This is a genomic window from Kribbella sp. NPDC023972, from assembly GCF_040639075.1.
GTDB lineage: Bacteria > Actinomycetota > Actinomycetes > Propionibacteriales > Kribbellaceae > Kribbella.
The window spans coordinates 154,174-178,291 of record NZ_JBEZZH010000001.1 but is presented as its reverse complement, the minus strand read 5'-3'; the positions used below and the strand labels follow the sequence as shown (position 1 = coordinate 178,291).

The 24,118-nt window shown below is 68.7% G+C and carries 21 protein-coding genes; 15 read left to right on the top strand and 6 right to left on the bottom strand.

The features are described 5' to 3' along the window. Window positions 1-13 precede the first annotated feature (13 nt). Both AB0F43_RS00820 and AB0F43_RS00815 read left to right on the top strand, forming a co-directional pair. Complete coding sequence (locus tag AB0F43_RS00820; protein WP_360472963.1) at window positions 14-1,195, top strand: transposase; 1,182 nt, start codon at window positions 14-16, stop codon at window positions 1,193-1,195. Window positions 1,196-1,355: 160 nt separating this feature from the next. Further along, window positions 1,356-2,423, top strand: coding sequence for a DUF3068 domain-containing protein (locus tag AB0F43_RS00815; RefSeq protein WP_360468782.1), 1,068 nt, complete (start codon window positions 1,356-1,358; stop codon window positions 2,421-2,423). On the opposite strand, the gene AB0F43_RS00810 is transcribed toward AB0F43_RS00815, so the two are convergent. Together AB0F43_RS00810 and AB0F43_RS00805 are read right to left on the bottom strand one after the other, a co-directional pair. Further along, window positions 2,424-3,215 (bottom strand): class I SAM-dependent methyltransferase, encoded by a 792-nt coding sequence (locus tag AB0F43_RS00810; RefSeq protein ID WP_360468780.1) that lies wholly within the window; start codon window positions 3,213-3,215, stop codon window positions 2,424-2,426. Between the two features lie 9 nt (window positions 3,216-3,224). After that, window positions 3,225-3,977 carry a TipAS antibiotic-recognition domain-containing protein gene (locus AB0F43_RS00805; protein ID WP_360468778.1) on the bottom strand — a complete coding sequence of 251 codons (753 nt, stop codon included), beginning with the start codon at window positions 3,975-3,977 and terminating at the stop codon, window positions 3,225-3,227. Between the two features lie 83 nt (window positions 3,978-4,060). On the opposite strand from AB0F43_RS00805, the gene AB0F43_RS00800 reads away from it, so the two are divergent. From AB0F43_RS00800 to AB0F43_RS00760, 9 genes are all read left to right on the top strand, one after another. Then, window positions 4,061-4,951: a phosphotransferase gene (locus tag AB0F43_RS00800; RefSeq protein WP_360468777.1), complete on the top strand. Its 891-nt coding sequence runs from the start codon at window positions 4,061-4,063 to the stop codon at window positions 4,949-4,951. Between the two features lie 262 nt (window positions 4,952-5,213). Next, window positions 5,214-6,692: a 30S ribosomal protein S1 gene (rpsA, locus tag AB0F43_RS00795; protein ID WP_360468775.1), complete on the top strand. Its 1,479-nt coding sequence runs from the start codon at window positions 5,214-5,216 to the stop codon at window positions 6,690-6,692. A 155-nt stretch (window positions 6,693-6,847) separates the two neighbouring features. Then, window positions 6,848-7,465: a dephospho-CoA kinase gene (gene coaE, locus AB0F43_RS00790; protein WP_360468773.1), complete on the top strand. Its 618-nt coding sequence runs from the start codon at window positions 6,848-6,850 to the stop codon at window positions 7,463-7,465. 202 nt (window positions 7,466-7,667) lie between these two features. Further along, window positions 7,668-8,804: a PrsW family glutamic-type intramembrane protease gene (locus tag AB0F43_RS00785; protein ID WP_360468772.1), complete on the top strand. Its 1,137-nt coding sequence runs from the start codon at window positions 7,668-7,670 to the stop codon at window positions 8,802-8,804. Further along, a complete protein-coding gene (locus AB0F43_RS00780) occupies window positions 8,801-9,922 on the top strand; it encodes a hypothetical protein (RefSeq protein WP_360468770.1) in 1,122 nt (373 codons plus the stop codon). Before AB0F43_RS00785 ends, AB0F43_RS00780 begins: the two co-directional genes overlap by 4 nt. Further along, entirely contained in the window at window positions 9,919-10,803 is an 885-nt protein-coding gene (locus AB0F43_RS00775; RefSeq protein WP_360468768.1) for a hypothetical protein, read from the top strand. The genes AB0F43_RS00780 and AB0F43_RS00775 overlap by 4 nt, the downstream gene beginning before the upstream one ends. Window positions 10,804-10,834: 31 nt before the next feature. After that, entirely contained in the window at window positions 10,835-11,641 is an 807-nt protein-coding gene (locus AB0F43_RS00770; protein WP_360468766.1) for a hypothetical protein, read from the top strand. Between the two features lie 96 nt (window positions 11,642-11,737). Beyond that, complete coding sequence (uvrB, locus tag AB0F43_RS00765) at window positions 11,738-13,843, top strand: excinuclease ABC subunit UvrB (RefSeq protein WP_360468764.1); 2,106 nt, start codon at window positions 11,738-11,740, stop codon at window positions 13,841-13,843. A 283-nt stretch (window positions 13,844-14,126) separates the two neighbouring features. Then, the gene (locus AB0F43_RS00760; RefSeq protein ID WP_360468762.1) at window positions 14,127-15,056 is read left to right on the top strand and encodes a M23 family metallopeptidase; all 930 of its coding nucleotides are present in this window, start codon (window positions 14,127-14,129) and stop codon (window positions 15,054-15,056) included. Window positions 15,057-15,066: 10 nt separating this feature from the next. Here AB0F43_RS00760 and AB0F43_RS00755 read toward each other — a convergent pair whose 3' ends face one another. Next, window positions 15,067-15,996: a nitrilase-related carbon-nitrogen hydrolase gene (locus AB0F43_RS00755; protein ID WP_360468760.1), complete on the bottom strand. Its 930-nt coding sequence runs from the start codon at window positions 15,994-15,996 to the stop codon at window positions 15,067-15,069. A gap of 34 nt (window positions 15,997-16,030) precedes the next feature. Here AB0F43_RS00755 and AB0F43_RS00750 point away from each other — a divergent pair, with 34 nt between their 5' ends. From AB0F43_RS00750 to AB0F43_RS00735, 4 genes are all read left to right on the top strand, one after another. Continuing rightward, window positions 16,031-18,856, top strand: a complete 2,826-nt coding sequence (locus tag AB0F43_RS00750; protein WP_360468758.1) for an AAA family ATPase — start codon at window positions 16,031-16,033, stop codon at window positions 18,854-18,856. Window positions 18,857-18,938: 82 nt separating this feature from the next. Next, window positions 18,939-19,322: an antibiotic biosynthesis monooxygenase gene (locus AB0F43_RS00745; RefSeq protein WP_360468756.1), complete on the top strand. Its 384-nt coding sequence runs from the start codon at window positions 18,939-18,941 to the stop codon at window positions 19,320-19,322. Window positions 19,323-19,394: 72 nt separating this feature from the next. Beyond that, the gene (locus AB0F43_RS00740; RefSeq protein WP_360468755.1) at window positions 19,395-19,745 is read left to right on the top strand and encodes an MmcQ/YjbR family DNA-binding protein; all 351 of its coding nucleotides are present in this window, start codon (window positions 19,395-19,397) and stop codon (window positions 19,743-19,745) included. A gap of 348 nt (window positions 19,746-20,093) precedes the next feature. Next, the gene (locus tag AB0F43_RS00735; protein WP_360468753.1) at window positions 20,094-21,218 is read left to right on the top strand and encodes a TerC family protein; all 1,125 of its coding nucleotides are present in this window, start codon (window positions 20,094-20,096) and stop codon (window positions 21,216-21,218) included. Between the two features lie 94 nt (window positions 21,219-21,312). Here AB0F43_RS00735 and AB0F43_RS00730 read toward each other — a convergent pair whose 3' ends face one another. Genes AB0F43_RS00730 through AB0F43_RS00720 form a run of 3 tightly spaced genes read right to left on the bottom strand, consistent with a single transcriptional unit; the run spans window position 21,313 to window position 24,079 of the window. Next, window positions 21,313-22,173 carry a C40 family peptidase gene (locus AB0F43_RS00730; protein WP_360468752.1) on the bottom strand — a complete coding sequence of 287 codons (861 nt, stop codon included), beginning with the start codon at window positions 22,171-22,173 and terminating at the stop codon, window positions 21,313-21,315. Beyond that, the gene (locus AB0F43_RS00725) at window positions 22,170-23,231 is read right to left on the bottom strand and encodes a dipeptide epimerase (RefSeq protein WP_360468750.1); all 1,062 of its coding nucleotides are present in this window, start codon (window positions 23,229-23,231) and stop codon (window positions 22,170-22,172) included. The genes AB0F43_RS00730 and AB0F43_RS00725 overlap by 4 nt, the downstream gene beginning before the upstream one ends. Beyond that, on the bottom strand, window positions 23,228-24,079 hold the full coding sequence (locus AB0F43_RS00720; protein ID WP_360468749.1) for a serine hydrolase: 852 nt from the start codon (window positions 24,077-24,079) through the stop codon (window positions 23,228-23,230). The genes AB0F43_RS00725 and AB0F43_RS00720 overlap by 4 nt, the downstream gene beginning before the upstream one ends. Window positions 24,080-24,118: the final 39 nt, after the last annotated feature.

The window sequence follows — 24,118 nt, the reverse complement described above, 5'->3', positions numbered from 1 at the left end:
GTCCCGATACCGGATGTACCCAACTCCGCCGCAGCGCGCTGCGTTGCTGGAGCAGTGCAGGCATGCCCGGTGCGTGTGGAATCTGGCGCTTGAGCAGTGGTCGATGTGGACTCGCGACAGAGGCCCGACGCCTGGGTACGTCGAGCAAGCCCGGCAGTTGACCGAGGCGCGAGCCGCGTTCGGCTGGCTGCGGGCCGGGTCGCAGACGGGCCAGCAGCAGGCGCTGCGGGATTTCGCCCAAGCCGTGAAGAACTTCTACGCAGGTACCCACCGGCGGCCGACTTGGCGCAAAGCCGGCCTGCACGAGGGGTTCCGCATTGTCGGCCCGCAAGCGGGCCGGGTCGAGCAGTTGAGCCGGAAGTGGGCGCGGGTGCTGGTGCCCAAAGTCGGCTGGGTCCGGTTCCGGCTCTCCAACGCGATTCCCGAGGCGAAGTCGTACCGCATCACCCGCGACCGCGCAGGCCGCTGGCACCTCGCGTTCGCCACCATCCCGCCGCCGATCCCCGCACCGGGCACCGATGAGGTCGTCGGCGTGGACCGCGGTGTGACCGTCTCGGCGGCCCTGTCCACCGGAGAGCTCCTGACCTGCCCCGGGCTTTCCGAGCGCGAACAGGAACGACTCAGGCAGCTGCAACGCCGCCTGGCTCGCTGTCGGCCCGGCTCCAACCGGAGCCGACGGGTGAAGGCCGCGATCGCCACGCTGCTGGCCCGTGCCCGCGACCGTCGCAAGGACTGGGTGGAGAAGACCAGCACCGACCTCGCCCGCCGGTTCGATGTCATCCGGGTGGAGGACCTGCGGGTCGCGCAGCTGACCAGGCGGCCCAAGCCGAAGCCCGACCCCGAACGGCCGGGTAGGTATCTGCCGAACCGTCGCCGTGCCAAAGCCGGACTCAACCGCGGCATCCTGGCCAACGGCTGGGGACTGCTCGTCCAACGGCTGGAGCACAAGGCGCCGGGACGCGTCGAGAGAATCAATCCTGCGTACACGTCGCAGACCTGTAGCGTCTGCGGGCACTGCGCACGGGGAAACCGTGAGAGCCAAGCGGTCTTCCGGTGCACAGCCTGCGGACACCGGGCGAACGCGGACGTGAACGCGGCAGTCAACATCGCGGCCGGGCGGGCCGTCAGCGCACGCCGAGAGACGCCACCGCGGGTCTCGTTGAAGCGTGAACCTCAACACGCTGCCTCCGGGTAGTAGTTGGAATCCCCGTCCTCAGGCGGGGAGGACGTCAAGCGGCGCGACTATATGACAGACAGACAGAGATCGGGCACCGCCGGATTTTGTTGTCTCCGCCGTCTGTTCAAGGTGGCTACTCGCTGGTAGCGTCCCCGCGAACAGACCGGGAGGGGATGTTGTGGGGAATCGCAGCCGTGCACTGATGATCGGGCTCGGGGTGTTCTTCGTCGGCGTTGCGGCGCTGGCCAGGTTCTACGCGTATCCGGCGCTGGCGGTGGCGCCGGCGGACCAGATCGCGCACACGGTGTCGGCCGGGCCGGACGCCACGATCTTCAGCATCGCGGAGCTGAAGGAGAAGAGTGGCGTCGAGCTGGAGGCGCGCCGGACCGTCCGCGGGGACGTGGTCGCGGCCGAGAAGATCAGCAAGGCGCTCGACCGCAAGGTCGTGGTGTTCGACACCGCCGTGGTGACCGACGACTCGAAGAACTACCAGTTCCCGGACAAGGCGACGGAGACCGACGAGCTCCCGCTCAGCTTCGTCCAGGAGCGCGTGGTGCTGGACGCCCACACCGGTGAGGCGGTGCGGTGGAACCCGTCGGGCGACGACAACAGCGGCGAGTACATCGCCACCTCGCTGGAGAAGGCGGACCGGCTCGAGCCCGACCCGAACAGCCCGCTGTTCAAGGGGCACGAGGGCCTGGTGCTGAAGTTCCCGTTCGGCACCGAGAAGAAGACCTACGACTTCTGGGACAGCACGCTGCGCAAGGCGTTCCCGATCCACTACAAGGAAGAGGCCACGCTCGAAGGTCTCAAGGTGTACGTCTTCGAGCAGGAAGTGCCCAAGCAGGACGTGCCGCTGGCCAAGCCGCTGATGGTCCCGGGCAGCCTGGTCGACCAGCCCGGCCGTGACTCGGTCGAGGTGCAACGCACGTACAAGAACACCCGGACCCTGTGGATCGAGCCGATCACCGGCGCGATCATCAAGGGCCAGGAGAAGCAGAACGCCACCATCGCGTACAACGGCGAGGACAAGCTGACCGCGACCCAGGTGACCATCAAGTACGACGACGCGACCGTGACGAAGAACGTGAAGGGCGCGATCGAGAACGACGTCGCCGAGGGCGGCTACGCGTCGAAGTCGGCGCAGCTGAACCTGATCGCCTTCTGGGTCCCGCTCGTCGCGCTGATCCTTGGCCTGCTGTTGTTCGGCTTCGTCGGCTTCCGGCAGCTCCGGCCGCGCAGCTAGCTAGCCCTTGTGGGCGGACCAGATCGCGGTGCCTGGGACCAGGCGGCCGCGGTCCGGTCCCCAGCCACCCCAGACCAGGTCGTGCCCGGCCGGCCACTCGGGCTCGATCAGGTCGTCCACGACGAAACCGGCGCCGGTGAGCGCGCGGATCCAGTCGCCGGTCGTCCGGTGGTGCTCGGCGTAGATCGGCGTACCGGCGTCGTCCACCTCCACGTACGGCGTCCGGTCGAAGTACGAATGGGTGAGGTGCAGACCGGCCGGTGACGGGTCGTCCGGCATGGTCCAGCGGAACGGATGGGTGACCGAGAACACCAGCAGGCCGCCCGGCTTCAGCGTCCGGGCGACCTCGCGCAGCGCGGCCTCCGCGTCGGCCACGAACGGCAGCGCGCCGAAGGCCGAGCAGACGATGTCGAAGCTGGCGTCTCGGTAGGGCATGGCCGTCGCATCGGCCGCTACGGTCCGAACAGCGGTGCCGGTCCGCGCGTCGAGCTGCCGGGCGATCCGGAGCTGCTCGATCGAGATGTCGAAGGCGACCACGTCGGCGCCCTGCCCGACGAGCCAGCGCGAGCATTGGGCGCCGCCGCAGCCGACCTCGAGGATCCGCTTGTTCCGCACCGGGCCGAGCAATCGGGCGTGTTCCTCGTCGACGCCTTCCGGACACCACAGGAAGCGGTCGTCGCCGAGGAACTCGCCATGATCCGCGAAGTACTCCTTCGCCGCCGAGTCCCAGTAGGTGCGGCTGGCTCGTGAGGTCTGGGTCTCAGTCAGCTCTACTCTGCGCGGCTCGACCACGCGGTCAGATTACGCGTCCAGCCGGTTGTCGGCGTACACGGTCATCGCGTCACGCAGGTACTCGACCAGTGCGTCGTCGCCGGTGCCGATGTTCTGCCGGAAGCGCTCGTCGTCGACGTACATCTGCCCCAGGCCCTTGTAGGCGTCCCGCGTCGGTGTCCAGAACAGGCAGGTGACCTCGTAGTGCAGCTGGATCAGCTCCTGCACGCTCAGCTCGGTCACGGCGACCCCCTCCGCCTTGAGTGCGGCCAGACCCTCGTGCACGCGGGTGTAGCCGGTGCGGGCCTTCTCGGCGTCCGCCTCGGACCAGCCGCGCATCCGCTCATAGCTCGCGTCGACGGCCTCGTCACCCCACCGCTCGCGGGCTTCGGCCTCGTACGGGTTGTGCTCGAACCCTTCGAAGACTTTCTCCGGTGACATCTCTCCTCCTTTCCTCAGGTTCTCGATGGTGGTGTCGACGGTCCGGAGCAGCTGGCCGAGGCGGAGCTGCTCACGCAGCAGCCACTCCTTGTGCCGGGTGAGCACCTCGATCGTGTCGTGGCTGCTCCGGTGCTCGATGACCTCGGCGACCACGTCCAGACTCAGACCGAGGTCCCGCAGCAGGAGGATCTGCTGCAACCGCAGCAACTGCTCCTGCTCGTAGTACCGCCGTCCGTTGGGAGCTGTCCGGGCCGGCACCAGCAGCCCGATGGAGTGGTAGTGCCGCAGTGTGCGGGACGTGACGCCGGACGCCCGGGCCACTTCCGCGATCGACCACGCCATCGTGCTGCTCCTTTCCGTCGACAGACTTGACGGTAGATGTTGCCGTTACGACAACTTCAAACTCTTTTGGCAGGATCGCGGGTATGAGTGATTTCGCCGCGAGCGCCGTTCCACTGACGGGCGGGTACGGCGGCCAGACGTATGCGGTCAGCGCCGGCGGCGAGGACGCCGTACTGAAGCTGTATGTGCGCGACCCGGGACGGGCGGCGGTGGATGCGGCGTTGCTGCGGCTGGTGCACGGGCTGCTGCCGGTGCCGCGGATCCTGGACGTCAAGCGCGATGGGTCGGTCGACGACCCGCCGTTCCTGCTGACCGAGCGGCTGCCGGGGATCAACCTGCAGGTGTTCCTGGACAGCGCGGGCGAGGCGGAGCGGCGGGAGGTCGGGCGTCAGCTCGGAGAGTTGCTGGTGCGGCTGAGCGGAATGCCGTTCCTGACGTTCGGGATGTTCCGTGACGGCGAGCTGGCGATCGATCCGTTCGGACTCGGTGATCTGGAGCGGTACGCCGAGGGACTCGACCTGAGACTCACCGCGGAGCAGCGGGACAGCTTCGCCGGCGTGATCGCCGAGGCGGAGGATCTGCTCGCCGAAGGGGTCGACCGGGTGTGCCTGGTGCACAGCGACTTCAATCCGAAGAACCTGCTGATCGATCCCGCGACCGCGCGGATCACCGGGCTGATCGACTGGGAGTTCGCTCACGCGGGGTCGCCGTACACGGATCTGGGAAACCTTTTCCGGTTCTGCGCCGACCCGGTGCTGGCCGGGGGCGTGCTGAGCGTCGTCCGGGGGAGTGGGCTCGGGCTGGGCGAGCCGCTGGTGGACCTCGGCCGGGCGGCGGACCTGTGGGCCCTCCTGGAGCTCGCTGCACGCGCGGGCGAGAACGAGGTCGCGGCTGCCGCCCAGGACCTGGTCTCCCGAATGGCGGACACCGGCACCCTCTCCGGAGGCCGACCAGCCCTGGAGGTCGTACATTGAGATCAAGTGGCAGTTGTCGGGCACGTCGGGAGACCTCGGCGGGCAGCCGGTGCGGGCCGGGTGCCCCGGGTTGCCGTGCCTTCGTCAATACCCGTATTCTGTGAGATGCGCTATGGGCCCGCGCGACCTCGGACGGAGCAGGCTCGTGCTCGCAGCAGTCGGTGGTGAATCTGTCCTCTTCAGGCAATCCAGCGGTTTGGTGCGATCCAACGGTTCATGACGCGACCGCACGACACCACCAGTCCACGGAGCAACCCACCACATGACGGCCAGCATCGAGGCACCTCTCGACCCCGCAGTGCGCAACACCCCGCAGGTAGCGGTCAATGACATCGGGTCGGAGGAAGACTTCCTCGCGGCGATCGATCAGACCATCAAGTACTTCAACGACGGTGACATCGTCGAGGGCACCATCGTCAAGGTCGACCGGGACGAGGTCCTGCTCGACATCGGTTACAAGACCGAAGGCGTCATCCCCTCCCGGGAGCTGTCGATCAAGCACGACGTCGACCCGAACGAGGTCGTCAACGTCGGCGACCACGTCGAGGCCCTGGTTCTCCAGAAGGAGGACAAGGAAGGCCGTCTGATCCTCTCGAAGAAGCGCGCCCAGTACGAGAAGGCCTGGGGCACGATCGAGAAGATCAAGGAAGAGGACGGCGTCGTCACCGGTACCGTCATCGAGGTCGTCAAGGGTGGTCTCATCCTCGACATCGGCCTGCGTGGCTTCCTGCCGGCGTCGCTCGTCGAGATGCGCCGGGTCCGCGACCTCCAGCCGTACGTCGGCCAGGAGATCGAGGCCAAGATCATCGAGCTGGACAAGAACCGCAACAACGTGGTCCTGTCCCGCCGGGCGTGGCTGGAGCAGACGCAGTCCGAGGTGCGGATGAACTTCCTCACCCAGCTGCAGAAGGGCCAGATCCGCAAGGGTGTCGTCTCCTCGATCGTCAACTTCGGTGCGTTCGTGGACCTCGGCGGCGTCGACGGTCTGGTGCACGTGTCGGAGCTGTCCTGGAAGCACATCGACCACCCGACCGAGGTGGTCGAGGTCGGCCAGGAGGTCACCGTCGAGGTGCTGGACGTCGACATGGACCGCGAGCGCGTCTCGCTGTCGCTGAAGGCGACCCAGGAAGACCCGTGGCAGCAGTTCGCCCGGACCCACCAGATGGGCCAGATCGTGCCCGGCAAGGTCACCAAGCTGGTTCCGTTCGGTGCGTTCGTCCGCGTGGAGGAGGGCATCGAGGGTCTGGTGCACATCTCCGAGCTGGCCGAGCGGCACGTCGAGATCCCGGAGCAGGTCGTCCAGGTCAACGACGACGTCATGGTCAAGATCATCGACATCGACCTGGAGCGGCGCCGGATCTCGCTGTCGCTCAAGCAGGCCAACGAGGGTGTCGACCCGGTCTCGGACGACTTCGACCCGACCCTGTACGGCATGGCGGCGACGTACGACGAGCAGGGCAACTACGTCTACCCCGAGGGCTTCGACCCGGAGACCGGCGAGTGGCTCGAGGGCTTCGAGAAGCAGCGTGAGGAGTGGGAGCGGCAGTACGCCGAGGCCCACGCGCGCTGGGAGGCTCACAAGAAGCAGATCGAGGACGCCAAGACGGCTGACGTCGAGGCCGGCGAGGCGTCGACGTACTCCTCCGCCGCGGCTCCGAAGGACGACGCTCCCGTCGAGGGCGCGCTCGCTTCCGACGAGGCCCTCCAGGCCCTCCGCGAGAAGCTCACCGGCCAGGGCTGATCCACCCCGCACGACCCGAGACCCCCGCATCCCCGTACTGGATGCGGGGGTCTCGCACGTCCAGGACCGTTGTCGCCGAGTCGTCGATTGTGGTCGCCGTACGCCGGGAATCCGCGCCGGAATCGAGGAGTCGACGGGTGCACTAGGGTGCTCGCGTGCTGAGAGTGGGATTGACGGGCGGAATCGGAGCGGGGAAGAGTGCGGTGGCGGCGCGGCTGGGGGAGCTCGGGGCCGTCGTGATCGACTCCGACGTGCTGGCGCGTGAGGTGGTGGCCAAGGGGACTGACGGGCTCGCCGAGGTGATGAAGGCGTTCGGGGACGGCGTACTGACTCCCGCGGGTGAGCTGGATCGGCCGGCGGTGGGGCGGATCGTGTTCGGTGACGAGGCGGCCCGGCGGACGCTGGAGGCCATCATCCACCCGCGGGTGCGAGCCCGGGCGGCCGAGATCGAGGCGGCCGCGCCCGTCGACGCGGTGGTGGTGCACGACATCCCGCTGCTGGTCGAGACCGGTCAGGCCGATCGGTTCGACGTCGTCCTGGTCGTCGACGTGCCGGTCGACGTACAACTCGAGCGGCTCACCACGCAGCGTGGGATGGCCGAAGCCGAAGCGAGACAGCGGATCGCCAGTCAGGCCTCCCGGGAGGACCGGCTGGCCGTGGCCGACGTGGTGGTGGACAACTCCGGCACGCTGGCTGACCTGGGTCGGCGGATCGCCGAGGTGTGGGACGGGTTACAGGCCCGGGCAGGGCACGGTCCGGACACGAAAGGGTGACCCCTGCGCGGTAAATGATGAATCCAGGGCGGCCTGTACGAGAATCTGTCCCGGTTCGGCCCGGGTGTCCGGGCCGTCACCCCGTCGGCGCGGGCCCCGCGCCGGTTCGGACGTCCGAGGTTGGGAGGATGGCGTGGTCTGTCCGCGCTGCAACTCAGACGTCCCCGAGGTATCGCATTTCTGCCATCACTGTGGCAATGATGTGCGCTCCGGGGACGCCGAGCGGAAGAAGGCGTATGCCGCCAGGCCGGATGAGCCGGTGGCGTCGTTCCGGCTGGTCTCGACGATCATGCCGCAGGGCGCCGGCCGGCAGCCCTACACGTACAAGGTTGCCCTCGGGATCGCACTGCTGCTGACCGTGGTCACGGCCGCGGTCGGCGCACTGCCGGTGGCGATCATGGTGGCCGCCTTCGCCATTCCGATCGTCTACATCCTCTACTTGTACGACGTGAACCTGTGGGAGGACGAGCCGATCCCGGTCGTCGCCGCGGCGTTCGTGCTGACCGGCGTACTGGCCGCGGTCTTCAGCTGGCTGTGGTCGGACAAGATCGTGTTGTCCATCGACACGATCGGCGGCAACGACGCCGGCCCGGCCGCGCGGGACCTGCTGATCCTGCTCCTGCTGGTGCCGGTCGTGTCCGAGCTGATCCGCCAGGTCGGCCCGCTCTACCTGGCTTCGCGGCCGCGGTACGACGACCTGATGGACGGTTTCACGTTCGGCGTGGTGGCCGGTGTCGGGTTCGCCTGTTTCGAGACCCTGGTGCTGCACTGGGGCTGGATCAGCGGCGGCTTCGCCGGGCCGGGCAGCAGCGCCGGCACCTGGATCTCGATCGTGGTCCTACACGGTTTCATCAAGCCGCTGGTCTACGGATCCGCGACCGGCCTCGCCGCCGCCGAGTTCTCCGGCCTGGGCGAGGGGTACGACGGGTTCACGCCGCGCTGGGTGGCCGGCGTGCTCCAGGCCATCGTGGTGAACGTGCTGTTCCAGGGCGGTGTCTACCTGCTCGGCTTCGTCGGCGGTCATGGCTCGACGATCGGCGCGATCCTCGCCGTCGCCTGGGGCCTGCTGTTGCTCGGCGCGCTGATCATCCGGGTCCGGACCGTGCTCCACAAGGGCCTGCTCGAGGCGGCGCTGGAGGCGGCCGCGCGCGGCGGTTCCAACCACGCGTCGGGCGACCTGGCGTTCTGCTCGCGCTGTGAGATGCCGCTGCTGCCGCACTCCGACTTCTGCTCCGCGTGCGGCAACTCGGTGCGGTCCGTGCCGAAGTCCGCCCGGGGCGTGACAGCGCCGGCGGCAGCAGGTAGCTACGAGGCGACGACCGGGGAGACGCAGGCATGAGTAACCAGCAACCTCCTTATCAGGGTGGCCAGGGGCAGCAGCCGTACGGCGGGCAGCCTGGACAGCAGCCACCTGGGTACGGGCAGCCGCCGGGTCAGCCTGGACCGCAGCAGCCGGGACAGCAGCCCGGACAGGGCCAGCCTGGGTATGGGCAGCCGGGTTATGGGCAGCAGCCGGGACAGGCGCAGCCTGGGTACGGGCCGCCGCCGCAGGCTCCGCCGGGCTACGGTCAGCCGGGTCAGCCGCCGTACCAGGGTCAGCCGCCGGGCCAGCAACCCGGCCAGCGGCCTGGGCAGCCGTCGTACCCGGGACAGCAGCAGTACCCTGCCCAGCAGCAGTACCCGGGGCAGCAACAGCAGGTCCCCGGCCAGCAGGGCTATCCGCAGCAGCAGGGGTACGGCCAGCAACAGCCGCCGTACGGCGGTGGCCAGCAGCAGTGGGGTCAGTACGGCGGTCAGTCCCCGCGCGGCAAGGGCAGCAACAAGATCCTGTACCTGGCCGGTGGTGCGCTCGCCGTCGTCGCGGTGATCGGTGTCGTCCTGGCGCTGATCTTCGGCCGCGGTGACGGGAAGGAGGCTGCCCCGAACCCGAACCCGAACCCGGAGCCGACCACCACCAGTACCGAGAGCCCGTCGCCTTCGCCCGAGCCGACCAACGCCGACGAGGGCATCGAGGTGGGCGAGGGCATCTACGTGAAGCCGCAGCCCGGCTATGTCCGCAAGAGCCTGGACAACTTCTCCGGCGTGTACCTGCTCAAGCAGGGCGAGGCCTACTTCATGGTGCAGGCGGTCAAGGGCGAGGGTCGAACCGCGGCGACGGTGCTGCCGGAGCTGCTGAAGGGCGAGACGAAGGGCCTGTCCCAGGTCAAGCTGAACGCGCCGAGGCAGACCAAGCCGGGCGCGAACGACAAGACCCCGGTCAAGGTCGTCACCACCCAGAGCTACTCGGCCGTGTCGACCACCCAGAACGGCAGCCTGCAGGTGGTCGGGTTCGTCGGGGTGGTCGAGCGCGAGGACGGCGTGATCACGGTCATCCGGGTGTACGCACGCAAGGACAAGATCGCCACCGCCGAGCGGGACACGACCAAGATGCTGCAGTCGGTGGTCAAGAGCCAGTGAACGGAAAGCGCGACAAGGGCTCCGGCGGGGGCAACCCCTGGGTCAACAAGCCGGGACCCGACGACGACACCGCGGCGGCTCCGCAGGAGACGGAGCTGCCGCCGTCGCCGTGGAACCTCGAGGTACCTCCGCCGCCCGGTCCGTGGGCGGACAAGCCTGGCCCCGGGCCTGACCCGGGCCCGGCCACGGAGACGAGTTCGGCGTGGGGCGAGAAGGTGGGGCCGCCGTCGCTGCGGCGGCCGCCGCCGGAGAAGAAGGGCCCCAGGATCCCGAGCCTGCTGCTCCCGATCGGCGCCGGGCTGATCGTGGTCGTGCTGGTCGCGGTCGCGCTTGTTCTGCTGTCCGGTGGTGACGACACCGCGGACCCGCCGACCCAGTCCCCGGCGCCGACCGCGAGTACGCCGCTGACGTCGTACAAGCCGCCGGCCAACGCGCTCCAGGTCGGCTTCGGCGTGTCCGTCGTACCGGTCGAGGGCTGGAGCCTGCTGGCGACGGAGACGCAGGGCAAGGAGCTGGTCACCTACGCGCCGAACGGCGAGCCGCGGGCGTTCTTCTGGGTCCGGCAGAAGCAGAAGGTGGCCGCGCAGGCGTACCTGCTGGCGATCGTCGAGGGCGAGACCGAGAACGAGATCGCCCAGCTCGGCAACACCCGGAACCTGCCGTGCCCGAAGGACGTCTTGGTGGAGTGCGTCGCGATCAGCTACACCTCCACCGCCAAGGACAAGAACGGGCTGGACGTGAAGGTGCAGGGCTACGTGGAGGTGTACCGGCGCAAGGACAACGTGGCCACCGCGCTGGACTTCCGGACCCGGGTCGACTTCGCCCAGAAGGCCGAGGCGGACGCCGAGACGATGAAGAAGTCGGTGCTCGACAGCCTCTGATGATCACATCGAAGACACACGAGGAACAGCCATGAGTCAGCAGTACGGGCCGCCCCCGGGACCGCCACCCGCCCCGTCGTCCGGAGGCTGGGGGCCTGCACCCAGCACCTCCGGTCCGGCCGGATCCGGCCCCGTCGGCTGGGGCACCGGGCCGGTACGGCCGCAGCCGCGGCCGGGGAAGCCGAACCGCAGCCAGTGGATCATCGTCGGCTGCGCGGTCCTGGCCGTCGTCCTGGTCGCGGTCGGGGTGGTCCTGCTGGTCACCGGCGGTGGTGACGAGGAGCCGGCCGCGAACCCGACTCCCGACCCGGTCGGCACCATGTACACGCCGGCGACGCCGACCAAGCCGGTGATCACCAAGGGCCCGCACGACACCGGGGTCGAGGTGGGTGGCGGGATCTGGTTCACCCCGGCGAAGGGCTGGCTGCCGGACTGGGACAAGTCCAAGGGCGGGAAGAACTACATCCTGCAGCAGTTCAACGCGCGCGGCCTGATCGACGGCTACTACTGGGTCCGGCAGACCGAGCTGTACGACGCCAAGGGCTTCGCCGAGCACCTGGTCGACATCGAGTCGAACGACCTGAAGAACGTCCGGATCAGCAAGGGCGTGGTGTGCAAGCCGGCCAACGAGGCGATCAAGGCCTGCTACGCGCTGTCGTACTCCGCCTACGTGCCGACCAAGAGCGGCAAGCTGATCCCGTTCAAGGGCTTCGTCACCGCCTACCAGGACCAGTACGACAAGGTCACCGCCACGGACGCCGCCCTGGAGGCCCGCGTCTACCAACGCCGCGTCAACGAACTCATCTACATGAACAACACCCTCATCAAGAGCTTCTGATCCCACCCACCCCACCCCGCCCCGCTCGGCGGGTGTTTTCGGGGGCTGACGTGGGGTTTTTAGAAAGTGTCGGTGGCGGGTCGTACGGTGGGGGGCATGAGACAGGTCTCGGATCTTCAGCGTATGGTCGCGCCGCTCAAGGTCGTGTCCGATTTCGAGCCGGCCGGCGACCAGCCGGCCGCGATCGCGGACCTCGAGCGCCGGATCAACGCCGGCGAGCAGGACGTCGTGCTGCTCGGCGCGACCGGCACCGGCAAGACGGCGACCATCGCCTGGCTGGCCGAGCGGATCCAGCGCCCGATGCTGATCCTGCAGCCGAACAAAACCCTCGCCGCCCAGTTCGCCAACGAGCTGCGCCACTTCTTCCCGGCCAACGCCGTCGAGTACTTCGTCTCGTACTACGACTACTACCAGCCGGAGGCGTACGTCCCGCAGACGGACACCTACATCGAGAAGGACTCCTCGATCAACGAGGAGGTCGAGCGGCTGCGGCACTCGGCGACCTGGTCGCTGCTCACCCGCCGCGACGTGGTCGTGGTCGCGACCGTGTCCTGCATCTACGGCCTGGGCTCCGCCGACGAGTACCTGAACCGCATGATCCACGTGAAGGTCGGCACCGAGATGGACCGCGACGGCCTGCTCCGCAAGCTGGTCGGGGTGCAGTACGCGCGCAACGACCTGGCCGGCACCCGCGGCACGTTCCGGGTCCGCGGCGACACCCTCGAGGTGTTCCCGGTGTACCAGGAGCTCGCCGTCCGGGTGGAGTTCTTCGGCGACGAGATCGAGCGGGTGATGACGCTGCACCCCCTGACCGGTGAGGTGCTGAGCGAGGAGGACGAGGTCTACATCGGCGCCGCGACGCACTACGTGACCGCGCCGGAGAAGATGGAGCGCGCGATCGCCTCGATCGAGGCCGAGCTGGAGGAGCGGCTGGCCGAGCTCGAGCGCGGGGGACAGTTGCTGGAGGCACAGCGGCTGCGGATGCGGACCACGTACGACATCGAGATGATGCGCCAGATCGGCACCTGCTCGGGGATCGAGAACTACTCCCGCCACACCGACGGCCGCGAGCCGGGGTCGGCGCCGCACTGCCTGCTGGACTACTTCCCGGAGGACTTCCTGCTCGTCATCGACGAGTCGCACGTCACCGTGCCGCAGATCGGCGGTATGTACGAGGGCGACATGTCCCGGAAGCGGACGCTGGTCGAGCACGGGTTCCGGCTGCCGTCGGCGATGGACAACCGGCCGCTGCGCTGGGAGGAGTTCCTGGAGCGGATCGGCCAGACCGTCTACCTGTCCGCGACGCCGGGACAGTACGAGCAGGACAAGTCGGACGGGTACGTCGAGCAGATCATCCGGCCGACCGGCCTGGTCGACCCCGAGGTGATCGTGAAGCCGACCAAGGGCCAGATCGACGACCTGATCCACGAGATCCGGCTCCGGGTCGAGCGGAACGAGCGGGTCCTGGTCACCACCCTGACCAAGAAGATGTCCGAGGACCTGACCGACTACCTGCTCGAGATGGGCATCCGGACCAGGTACCTGCACAGCGAGGTGGACACCCTCCGCCGGGTCGAGCTGCTCCGCGAGCTGCGGATGGGCGAGTACGACGTGCTGGTCGGTATCAACCTGCTGCGTGAGGGTCTCGACCTCCCGGAGGTGTCCCTGGTCGCGATCCTGGACGCCGACAAGGAAGGCTTCCTGCGGTCCGGCCGGTCGCTGATCCAGACCATCGGCCGTGCCGCCCGGAACGTGTCCGGTCAGGTGTTCATGTACGCCGACAAGATCACCCCGTCGATGGAACAGGCGATCGACGAGACGAACCGGCGCCGGGCGAAGCAGATCGCCTACAACGTGGCGAACGGGATCGACCCGCAACCGCTGCGGAAGCGGATCGCCGACATCACCGACATGCTCGCCCGCGAGGACGCCGACACCGCCGAGCTGCTCGGCTCCGGCCGCACCCAGTCCCGCGGCAAGGCGCCGGTGCCCGGTGGCGGCAAGGCGAAGGCCGGCGAGAAGGCCAAGGAGCTGGCCGGCGGCCTGCCGTCCTCCGACCTGGCCGACCTCATCCAGCAACTCACCGATCAAATGCACAACGCCGCGGCCGAGCTCCAGTTCGAGGTCGCGGCCCGCTACCGTGACGAGATCTCCGAACTCAAGAAAGAACTCCGCCAAATGACCAACGCCGGCGCGAGGTAGGAGCCCGGGCGTTAAGCAATTACCTCGACGCGGCGTTTGATGGTGGTAACTGTCGGGAAGGAAAGCAGTGTGCTCCGTCGCCCTGCGGAGCGCTCCGCCCCATTCCGAGGATGGTTTCGCCATGCGCAAACGTCCGCAGTCCAGGCCCCGGCCCGACCTCGTCCGCCGGTCGATCATCGCCGGCCTCGGCATCGCCCTGACGACTGGCTCGATATCAGCGGCCTACGCTGCCCCCACACCGGATAGGGCCGGCTCTCCGGCCACTGCCGGCACAGCATTGCCGGTGACTCTTCGATCTGCCCAGAAGACGTTCACCACCCAGCAGACCCAGGCGTTGGCCCAGGCGGTGGCCGTTGACGCCCTCGGGCAGAGCGGCGAGACGAGGGGGCTTGCCCCCGGCGAAGCCGCCGGGCGCTTGGCCCGCGCCGGGCGGGACGTGGTGGTCGATGTCCGGTCCGCGTCCGCCGGCTGGGCTCGAGGTGTGGCCTACATCGAGGCGCCGAACGTGGAGCATGCCGCCCCGCAGGGTTGGCTGTTCGTGGCCCGGTATCTGGACGGGCGGTGGGTGACCGGCCTCGAGGGCGACCAGGAGTTCGCCGGCTTCGTGGCCGGCTCTCCGCTGGTGCCGGCCGCCGAACGCAAGACTCTCAAGGCTTTCGCGGAGAAGAAGGCGACGGCGAACGTCAACGGCACCCTCGCCGTGACCGGTCTGTTGCTGCCTTGGATGCCGGACTACTACATGACGATGTCCGGCGGGCCGCACGCCTGGGATGGCGGCTCCGGTCCATGGAGCAGCCTTGACTTCTCAGGCGGCAACGCCAGCGGCATCATCCGATCGTCGGGCTCCGGCACCGCGACCTCCATGTGCGGACCAGGCGGCGGCTGGACCCGAGTGATCCACCCGAACGGCTTCTCGACGGACTACTACCACCTGCACAACACGACCTACTACAACGGAACCGCGGTCGGGCGCAGCGCCTACCTCGGCACCATCGGGGTCGACCTGTGCGCCGGCGGAGCCGCCTATGGTGCGCACGTCCACTGGGGACTGCGTACCTACGACGCCGCCATGAACGGTCAGTACACCTACCTGCACGGACGAGGCATCGGCGGCTGGACGTTCTACCACGGCACCGCCCAGTACGGCGGCTACGCGACCCGCCTGGGCGTGACCGCCTACCCCGGCCACGCCATCTACAACCGCCTCAGCTGACCGAGGGCGGTCAGGGGCGGCGTACGACGGTTTGGTTGGGGGACTCGTTGACGGTGAGGGTGAAGATGTCGGGGCGGGCGTAGTGGCCGTTGGGGTCGAAGTCGAACTTGGCGCGGTCCAGGTCGCCGAGATCCAGCTCGGCGACCAGGACGCCCTCGCCGTCGCGTGACGGCCCGGCGAGGATCTGGCCGAGCGGGGAGACGATCACACTGCCGCCGTTGATCAGGACGGTTTCCGGAGCGTCGCCCTGGATCGGGTGGACGTCGTCCGGCAGGTCGGCACGGGTGAGGTACTGGTTGGCGCTGATGACGAAGCAACGACCTTCGAGCGCGACATGCCGCATGGTGGCCTGCCACTGATCGCGGTCGTCGACGGTCGGCGCGCACCAGATCTCCACGCCCTTGGAGTACATCGACTGCCGGAACAGCGGCATGTAGTTCTCCCAGCAGATCGCCGCCCCGAGCACGCCCACCTCCGTCCGCACCGCCGGCATGGTCGACCCGTCGCCCTGTCCCCACAGGTACCGCTCGGCCGCCGTCGGCATCAGCTTGCGATGCGTCGCCACCAGCCCCCGCTGCGGATCGACGAACACCGCGGTGCAATACAGCGTTCCGCCGTCGCGCTCGATCACTCCCGCGACGAGATGTACGTCGAGTTCGGCCGCGAGCTCCACCAGCCGCGCGGTCTCCGGCCCGGGCACCTCCACCGCGGCCTCGCGATATCGGCGGAAGACGTCGCGCCCTTCGGCGGACCGCGCGCCCACGGTGATCCCGAAGTCGAGCCCTTTCGGATAGCCACCCAGAAACGCCTCAGGCATCACAACCAGCCGCGCACCGGCCGAGGCAGCCTCCCGCACACACCGCTCCGCCTTCACCAGCGTCGCGGGCGTGTCGAACAGCACAGACCCGGCCTGTACGGCGGCAACCACAACAGAACTCATGTCATGCAGGGTACGCAGGCGTACTGTCCTGCCCATGGGCTCGACCACGGGGTTGCGGGTCTCCAGTCCGCTCATGATCGGGCGCGACGAGCAGGCCCGCGCACTGGTGGATTTCGCGGCGACTCTCCGCGAGGGTGAGCCGCGGATTGCACTGATCGCCGGGCGGGGCGGGTCGGGAAAGACCCGCCTCGTCACCGAGGCCGGCGCACGGTTGCGCGAGCTACGTCTCCGCGTGCTCGGTGGAGCGTGCCTTCTGATGAGCACCGCCGGTCCGCCGTACCTCCCGCTCCTGACCGCCCTCCGCGGCGGACTGCCTGCCGAGGCGCCCGTACTGGCGGCACTCAGCGGGACACGCCGGGTCAACCGCACCCAGTTGTTCGAACTGATCCGCTTGGCGGTGGAAGGGCTGGCTCGGCGGGAACCGCTGATCCTGGTGATGGAAGACGTCCACTGGGCGGATCGGGCCACCCAGGACGCTCTGCTGTACCTCGTCGGACAGGCCACGAGCGGCAGGTGGGGCTTGATCGCGACGTTCCGGCCCGAGGGCCGGGCAGCGGTGGGCACGGCCTTCGTCGCGACACTGGAACGACGAAGCGCGCTCCGGTTGTCGCTGGGCACCCTGTCCGTGGATGAAGTGCGCGCCCAGGCCGCGGCCATCACCGGAGTGCGGCCGAGTGCCGATGAGGCGAGCCTGATCTATCGGCGAAGTGGGGGGATCCCGCTGCTCGTCGAGGAGGTCGTTGCCGCAGGCACCAGGGACGTGCCGGACCATCTGCGCGCCATGTTCCTCGCCAGGGTGAGCGCATTGGGTGAGGTGGTCGCCGACGTGGTCGGCGTGTGCGCCGTTGTCGACCGCGGCTGCGACGAAGACGTGATCGCGCGGATCCTTGGCAGGAGCGTCCGGCAGGTGCGTGAGGCCGCGGTCACGGGAGTCGAGTGGGACCTGCTGATCGTGGACGACCACGGATACCGCATCCGGCACGACCTGCTGAAGGAGGCGGTGTACGACGCGTTGCCGCCCGGCCACCGCCGTGATCTCCATGGCCGAGTCGCCCAGGTTCTGTCCAGGACGAGTCCGCAGGTTCCCGCGGAACTGGCGCATCACTGGCAGCGTGCCGGGCAGGCAGAGGAGTCGGCCGAGGCGTCCTTGGATGCGGCTGCCTCCGCAGAGCGTGCGCAGGCTCCGAGCGCCGCCCACACGCACTTGCAGCGAGTGATTTCGCTGTGGCCCTTGCTGAGTGACGACCTGCGGGAACGAGCGGGTGGCAACGACGAGATTCTGAGGCGCGCCGCGGTCGCGGCCGAGCGCGACGGAGCCTTCGCGGCCGCCGTAGCTCTCACGGAGGAGCGCATCACGCTGGACGCCGACCGGCCACTGGTCTGGGAACAGCTGGCCCGCTACCGGTGGCAGGGTGGCGATGGGCCCGGTGCGCAAGCGGCGTACGAGAAGGCTGTCGAGATCCTGCCGCCTGATGCTCCGCCCGAGGTTCAGGCGAAGGTGTTGTCGGGCCACGCCTGGTTTCTGGGTGTCTCGGCGCAGCCGGAGCGGGCCGCTCAGCTGTCGGATCGGGCGCTGGCCGCGGGCGCCGGAATACGTGATGAGACGGTCCGGTGGCAGGTGCTTCTCAGTTGGGGCATCGCGCGCCTGGACCGGCAGGAAGGTCTCGCGGCGCTCGAAGAGGCGCGCCGGGTTGCGGTGTCCTTGGACGCCGGCTACGAAGTGGCAATCTCCGACCTGTGGCGCAACGTCAGCCTCCGCAACCTGGGACGGTTCCGGGAGTGCGAGGCGGTCCTCACTGCCGGAATCCGGTACGTCGCAGCGCACGGTCTCGGCCGCAGCGTCGAAGCAGCCCTGCTGTACATGGTCGCCGAACTGATGCTCGAGCTCGGCAGGTGGGACGAGGCGGCCGCGGCGATCGACGCCAATCGGGGCCGGGGCGTCCAAGGTGTTCCGGGCTACTTCACCAGCGGCTATCGGGCCCGGCTTGCGGCGTGGCGAGGGCAGGGCGACGTGCTGGCCGAGGCGTGCGCCGAGACCTCGGCACTGGCCGCCGCGATCCCACAGCAGCCGCTGCCGCGTGCGATCGCGCTGCTGGGCCAGGCCGAAAGTCATCTCTGGGCTGGCCGGCCGGAGGAGGGAGTACCCCTGGCAGACGAGGCGCTGGGCCACGCCGGCGCCGATCCGTACTGCCGCGCCGACGCGCTCGCGACGCTCGTGCGGGCACAGGCGGACGCGGCCGCCACGTCCCGGATGCATGGTCGGACCTACATGCCGGAGCTGTCGGTTGACGAGATCCTCCGCCGCGTCCGGGAGTGGAGCATTCCCGATCACGATCAGATCTGTGCCTTCATGGCCACCGTGCGTGCCGAGGTGGAACGCCTGAACGGGTCACGCGACCCGAGTCCCTGGTCGGACGCGGTCGACGCCTGGCTAGCCGGTGAAGACCCTTACCGGCTGGCCTACGCGCGTTGGCGGCTGGGCTGGGCACTCCTGGGCAGACGGTCTGGTCGCAGCGCGGCGGCCGAACAGCTCGAACTGGCGCGGGAGACGGCCTCCGCCCTCGGTGCGGAGCCGCTGCGAACGGCGATCGATGATTTGGTGAAAGCCTCGCGGCTGCACGTGGGCACCGCGCCTGGCCAGGCGGGACCGCCGGCGCTCGAGGCCGGCCTCACCAGCCGTGAACTCGAGGTGCTGCCACTGCTGGCGGCCGGCCGGAGCAACGTCGAGATCGCCGAGATTCTGGTGATCAGCCCGCGCACGGTCGGAGTACACGTGTCGCGGATCCTGCACAAGCTCGGCGCGAGCCGGCGGACGGAGGCGGCCGACATCGCCCGCCGGACCGGACTGCTCGACGGGTGAGCCCGAATACGTCGTTCGACCGATGTTCCGGTCGTCGCGCGTTCCTACCGTCGGACCCAGGAGACCGGATCGAGGAGGAGCCATGAGTGGACCGTTCATCGTGGTGAGCAGGTCGCGGATCAAGCCCGGCAAGGCCGAGGCCTACGCGCTGTGGTGCGAGGAGTTCTGCCGGTACGTCGAGCAGAACGAGCCGCGGCTGCTGGCGTTCAACATCTACGAGACCGAGGATCGCGGCACCTCGGTCGTCGTCCAGGTACACCCTGACGCGGAGTCGATGGAGTTCCATCTGAAGTTGTACGGCGAGAAGGTGCGGGAGACCTTCGACCACGTCGAGGTCGAGTCGCTGGACATCTGCGGCGCACCCAGCGAGACCCTGGAGCAGTGGCTGCGGCACGGCGTCCCGGACCTGCCGGTCGCGCTGATCAGGGTGCACCGCGCCGGCTTCACCCGGCTGGAAGCGGCGTGAAACGAGCAGCACCGGTCCTGCCGTCACGGCGCATCCCGTGACGGTCAGGACCCCGCCCGCTAACGTGCCGACATGACGAGATTGACCGGGGCGGATGTCCTGCAGCACTGCTTGAGCAAGCCGGGCGCTTGGCAGGACGAGCCCTGGGAAGGTGACGTGGTGGCGAAGGTGGGGGACAAGATCTTCGCGTTCCTCGGGGGTGCCGAGGGCGTCGGGATCAAGTGCGGCAGCAACCGGGAGGAGGCGGACGAGCTGGTCGACACCTACCCGGAGGATGTCAGCAAGATGGCGTACATCGGTCGGTCCGGCTGGAACACCGTCCGGCTCGGCGGCGCGGTCCCCGACGACGAGATCCTGGAGCTGATCGACGCGTCGTACGAGACGATCGTGGCGAAACTCCCGAAATCCAGGCGACCGTCCTGACGCTACGGTGCGTCACCACGACCACGGGACGCTGCGTATACAGTACGCCGTACACAATCTGACTCGTCGTGACAGCCACAACAGTCGTCACAACCTGTCACCGAACGGGGATATTCCCATCGCGAACCGTGATGATCCCGACAGGCGGACTGGGCGCTCCGGATTTGGTGACTTGGACATCGACCAGTCAGAATAGGGGCGGAGAAGGGGAGTATTCCTTCGCGGCGGTATCGTCATCACGGTCAAGGGTTCGTATCCCGCGCCCGGTGCCGCCGGCCAGGCTCGACCCATGAGTCAGGCGGAAGAGACCTTCGGAGTCCTGTTCCGTCTGCGCTCCGGAGGTTTCCTGTGCACGTTGCTGACTACGTCTGGTACATCACTGTCGGTGTGCTGCTCGCGCTGCTCACCTTCGATGTCTTCATCATCGGGCGGCGCCCGCACGAACCGAGCACCCGGGAGTCCGCGACCGCGATCGCGTTCTACGTCGGTCTGGCGGTCGTCTTCGGCCTCGGGGTCTGGGTGTTCTCCGGTGGTCAGTACGCGGGGGAGTTCTTCGCCGGCTGGTTGACCGAGTACAGCCTGAGCGTCGACAACCTGTTCATCTTCCTGATCATCATGTCCAGATTCGGCGTGCCCAGGAAGTACCAGCAGACCGCGCTGCTGGTCGGCATCATCCTGGCGCTGGTCTTCCGTGGCATCTTCATCGCCGTCGGCGCGGCCGCGATCAACCAGTTCTCCTGGATCTTCTACCTGTTCGGCGCGTTCCTGCTCTACACCGCGGTCCACCTGGCCATGCAGGGGGAGAACGACGACGAGGACTTCAAGGAGAACGCGATCATCCGGTTCGCCAAGAAGCGGCTGAACGCCACCCATGAGTACAACGGCGTGAAGCTGACCGTCATCCAGAACGGCAAGCGGCTCGTCACCCCGATGGCGATCGTGATCGTCGCGCTGGGCACCACCGACCTGCTGTTCGCGCTCGACTCGATCCCGGCGATCTACGGCCTGACCCAGGAGCCGTTCCTGGTCTTCACCGCGAACGTGTTCGCCCTGATGGGTCTGCGGCAGCTGTACTTCCTGCTCGGCGACCTGCTGAAGCGGCTGGTGTACCTGTCGATCGGCCTGTCCGTCGTGCTCGCCTTCATCGGTGTGAAGCTGGTGCTGCACGCGATGCACGAGAACGAGTTGCCGTTCATCAACGGCGGTCACCACATCGAGTGGGCCCCGGAGATCCCGATCTGGTTCTCGCTGGGCTTCATCATCATCACGCTCGGCATCACCACCCTCGCCAGCCTGCGTGCGTCCCGCAAACGGGCGCAGTCAGAGCCACAGTCGGCCGGCGGCGGTGAGCTGGACGAGTCCACCCCGGTCGAGTCCGTGAATGGCAAGACCGACACCGGGCTCGACGACAAGACCGCGGCCGAGCTGGACGCCATCCGCGAGCCGGAGCAGTCCGACGCCAAGAAGGGCTGACGACCCCGCCTGAACACCAAGTCGCCCCAGACCATCCGGTCCGGGGCGACTTGTCTGCGGTGGGGCAGTGTCAGCGGCCCGCGGAAGCAGCGGGTTACAGACGGGCAGCGCTGACCAGGGTGGCGCGTCGCTCGTCGGACACTGGTTCGTTCTCCAGCCGCTTGCCGGTTTCCGAGGCGTGCAGCATGCCTTCGGGGGAGACGAAGCCCACGTGATGCACCTCCTTGCCGGGGCGAGCGAAGAAGTACAGGTCACCTGGCTGCGCTTCATCGATCGGAATGTTCTCGAGAGTGCCGGCCTGGTCGTGCGCGTCCCGCGGCGTACGCAGGCCGAGCACCCGGCTGACCGCGTGGACCAGCCCTGAGCAGTCCAGCCCGTACGCCGACGTGCCACCCCACAGGTACTCCAGCCCGAGGAACTGCGACCCGAGCCGCAGCCGGTCCTCAGCCGTGCCCGGGCCGGACCGCAGTACGTCGTCCGCCAGCCAGCCGGACCCACCGTCCGGCGTGGCCACCCGCGTATACCCGTCCGCGTGCTCGACCGAAGCGAGCACGGTGGCGAACGACAGCTCGGCAAACGCACCAGCACCAGGCTCGGCAAACAACGGCGCAGTCGGTACGGCGACCGCGACCGGATCGGAGGCGGCCTCGGGAAGCTCACCCAGATGGCTCGACGGCACCCATCCCGGATAGCCGAGAGGATCCTGCGACGACGGTTGCCACGGCGCGACGATCTCTGACCAGCCGTCCCGTTCCGACCGCACCAGCACAGGCTCGGCGAACAGCAGTTGGGTCAGGGTCCGGCCGTGCAGGCCGAGGCGAGTCTCGGTGTCCATCGACTTGGCCCACGCGGCCATGTCGGGTTGGGCGGCGATCGCAGGAGCGTCGATGTCCCGGGGTGCATCCGGCGCGGTCCACACCGTGCTGACCGGGACTTTGGCGGCGACTAGCTTCATGCGATCAAGCCTGTCACGCCAAGCCCGGGCGCAGACGGCAGGCGGATCAGCGAGCCGTCATAGCGGATCCCGCCGGCCACCGGAGCCTCAGCGAGCCACCATGCCGCGTCCAGGTCGTTGACCGCCGAGGTCGGGTACGCCGACACCAGTGCGGCCGCCGCGCCGACGCCGACCGGGCCTTCCAGCATCGACCCGACGACGGACTGGATCCCGTGCTCCCGGGCCAGCTCCAGCAGCGTTCTGGCCGGGGCGAGCCCGCCGCACTTGGCCAGCTTCACGTTCACCATGTCCGCGGCGCCGTGCCGGATCACGTTCACCAGATCCCGTACGCCGTACACGGACTCGTCGGCGAGGATCGGCGTATCGACCCGGTCGGTCACCCACGCCATTCCTTCGAGATCGGCCGCCGCGACAGGTTGCTCGACCAGCTCGATGTCGCAGTCCTCCAGCGCACGGATCGCGGTGACCGCACCGCGGCGCGTCCAGCCCTGATTCGCGTCGAGGCGGAGCCGCGGGCCAGGCCCGATCGCCTCGCGGATCCGCCGTACCCGGGCCACATCGGCGGCCGCGTCACCGGTGCCGACCTTCACCTTCAGTACGTCGAACCCGTCGGCGAGCCGGTCACGCGCGGCGGCGGCCAACGCGTCGGCGTCACCGGCGGACAGCGTCACATCGGTCGCAACCGTGTCGACCGTCGAGCCGAGGAACCCATGCAGCGTCTGGCCGCGACGCCGGGCGGCGAGGTCGTGCAGAGCCACGTCGACCGCGCACTTCGCGCCGAAGTTGCCGACGGCAGCGTTCTGCACGCGTCGCAACGCCTCGGTCAGGTCATCCGGGCCGAGCCCGTCCAGCGCCGCGGCGATCGGTCCCTCGACACACGCCTGCCCACCGGCGAGCGATTCGCCGGTGACCTTCCACACCTGCGGGGCCTCGCCCCACCCGCTGACCGAGCCGTCGCTGATCTCGACCAGCAGTGAGTCGGCGTGCGTCGCCGTACGCAGAGCCGTTACGAACGGGGTGTGCAGCGGCGCCGAGACGAGATGGGTGGTGAGCTTCACCGCACCGCCTCCAGGTCGTGCCGGTGGTTCCAGGCTTCCAGGGCGATCGAGGCGATCAGCTTCTGCGCGTCCGCGTCGGGCAGGTCGGACGTCGTACACACCGCGAGCACGAACGGGTCCGCGTCCGGCGGGCGGACGATGCCGCCGTCGTGCCGGATCCGGGTGTCCCAGCCGTTCTTGTGCTCGACGCGGGTCCCGGTCGGCAACAGCGCCGGGATCTCGCCGTTCCACTGGTTGCCGGCCAGCAGGTCGCGCAGATAGGCGCCCGAGGCACCTTCCTGATTGCCTACCGCAACCAGTACGCCGGCCAGCCCGGCCGGACTCATCTCGTTGCTGATCCCGGCTCTCCGCGCCGCCACGTCGTCGATGCCACGCCGGATCGCGCTCGTCCCGGACAGCTCCGCGCCCTCGCCGGCCGCCTCCGGCCCGGCGAGCGTCGACTCCGCCAGCACCGCATGAGCTGCCTCGACCCCGACCTGCTCCAGCACCAGGTTGGTCGCCAGGTTGCTCGATCGGGTGATCATCTCGGTCGCCAGCCACCCCAGCGGCACCTGCGAGCCCAGCTTCGTCCAGGTCGCCGGCGCCTCGTCCTCGTCCGGGTTCACACCGAACCGTCCACCCGCGGCGGACGCGAAGTCGTTGTGCACGGTCACCGGCTGGTCGAGCGCCAGCTCACCCGCCTCGACCTTGCGCATCATCGCCATCGCCACCGGCAGCTTCATCGTGCTGGCGGAGTAGTGCGTCCGCTCCGCCTCATGCTCGAACACCGGTTCGCCGTCCAGCCGGCCCAGCCACACCCCGAATTCGCCGCTCCCGTCGACCTCCCGGAGCATCTCCGCGATTCCCATGCCGCTCACCCTTCCACACCACCGCCTGGCACACTTCCG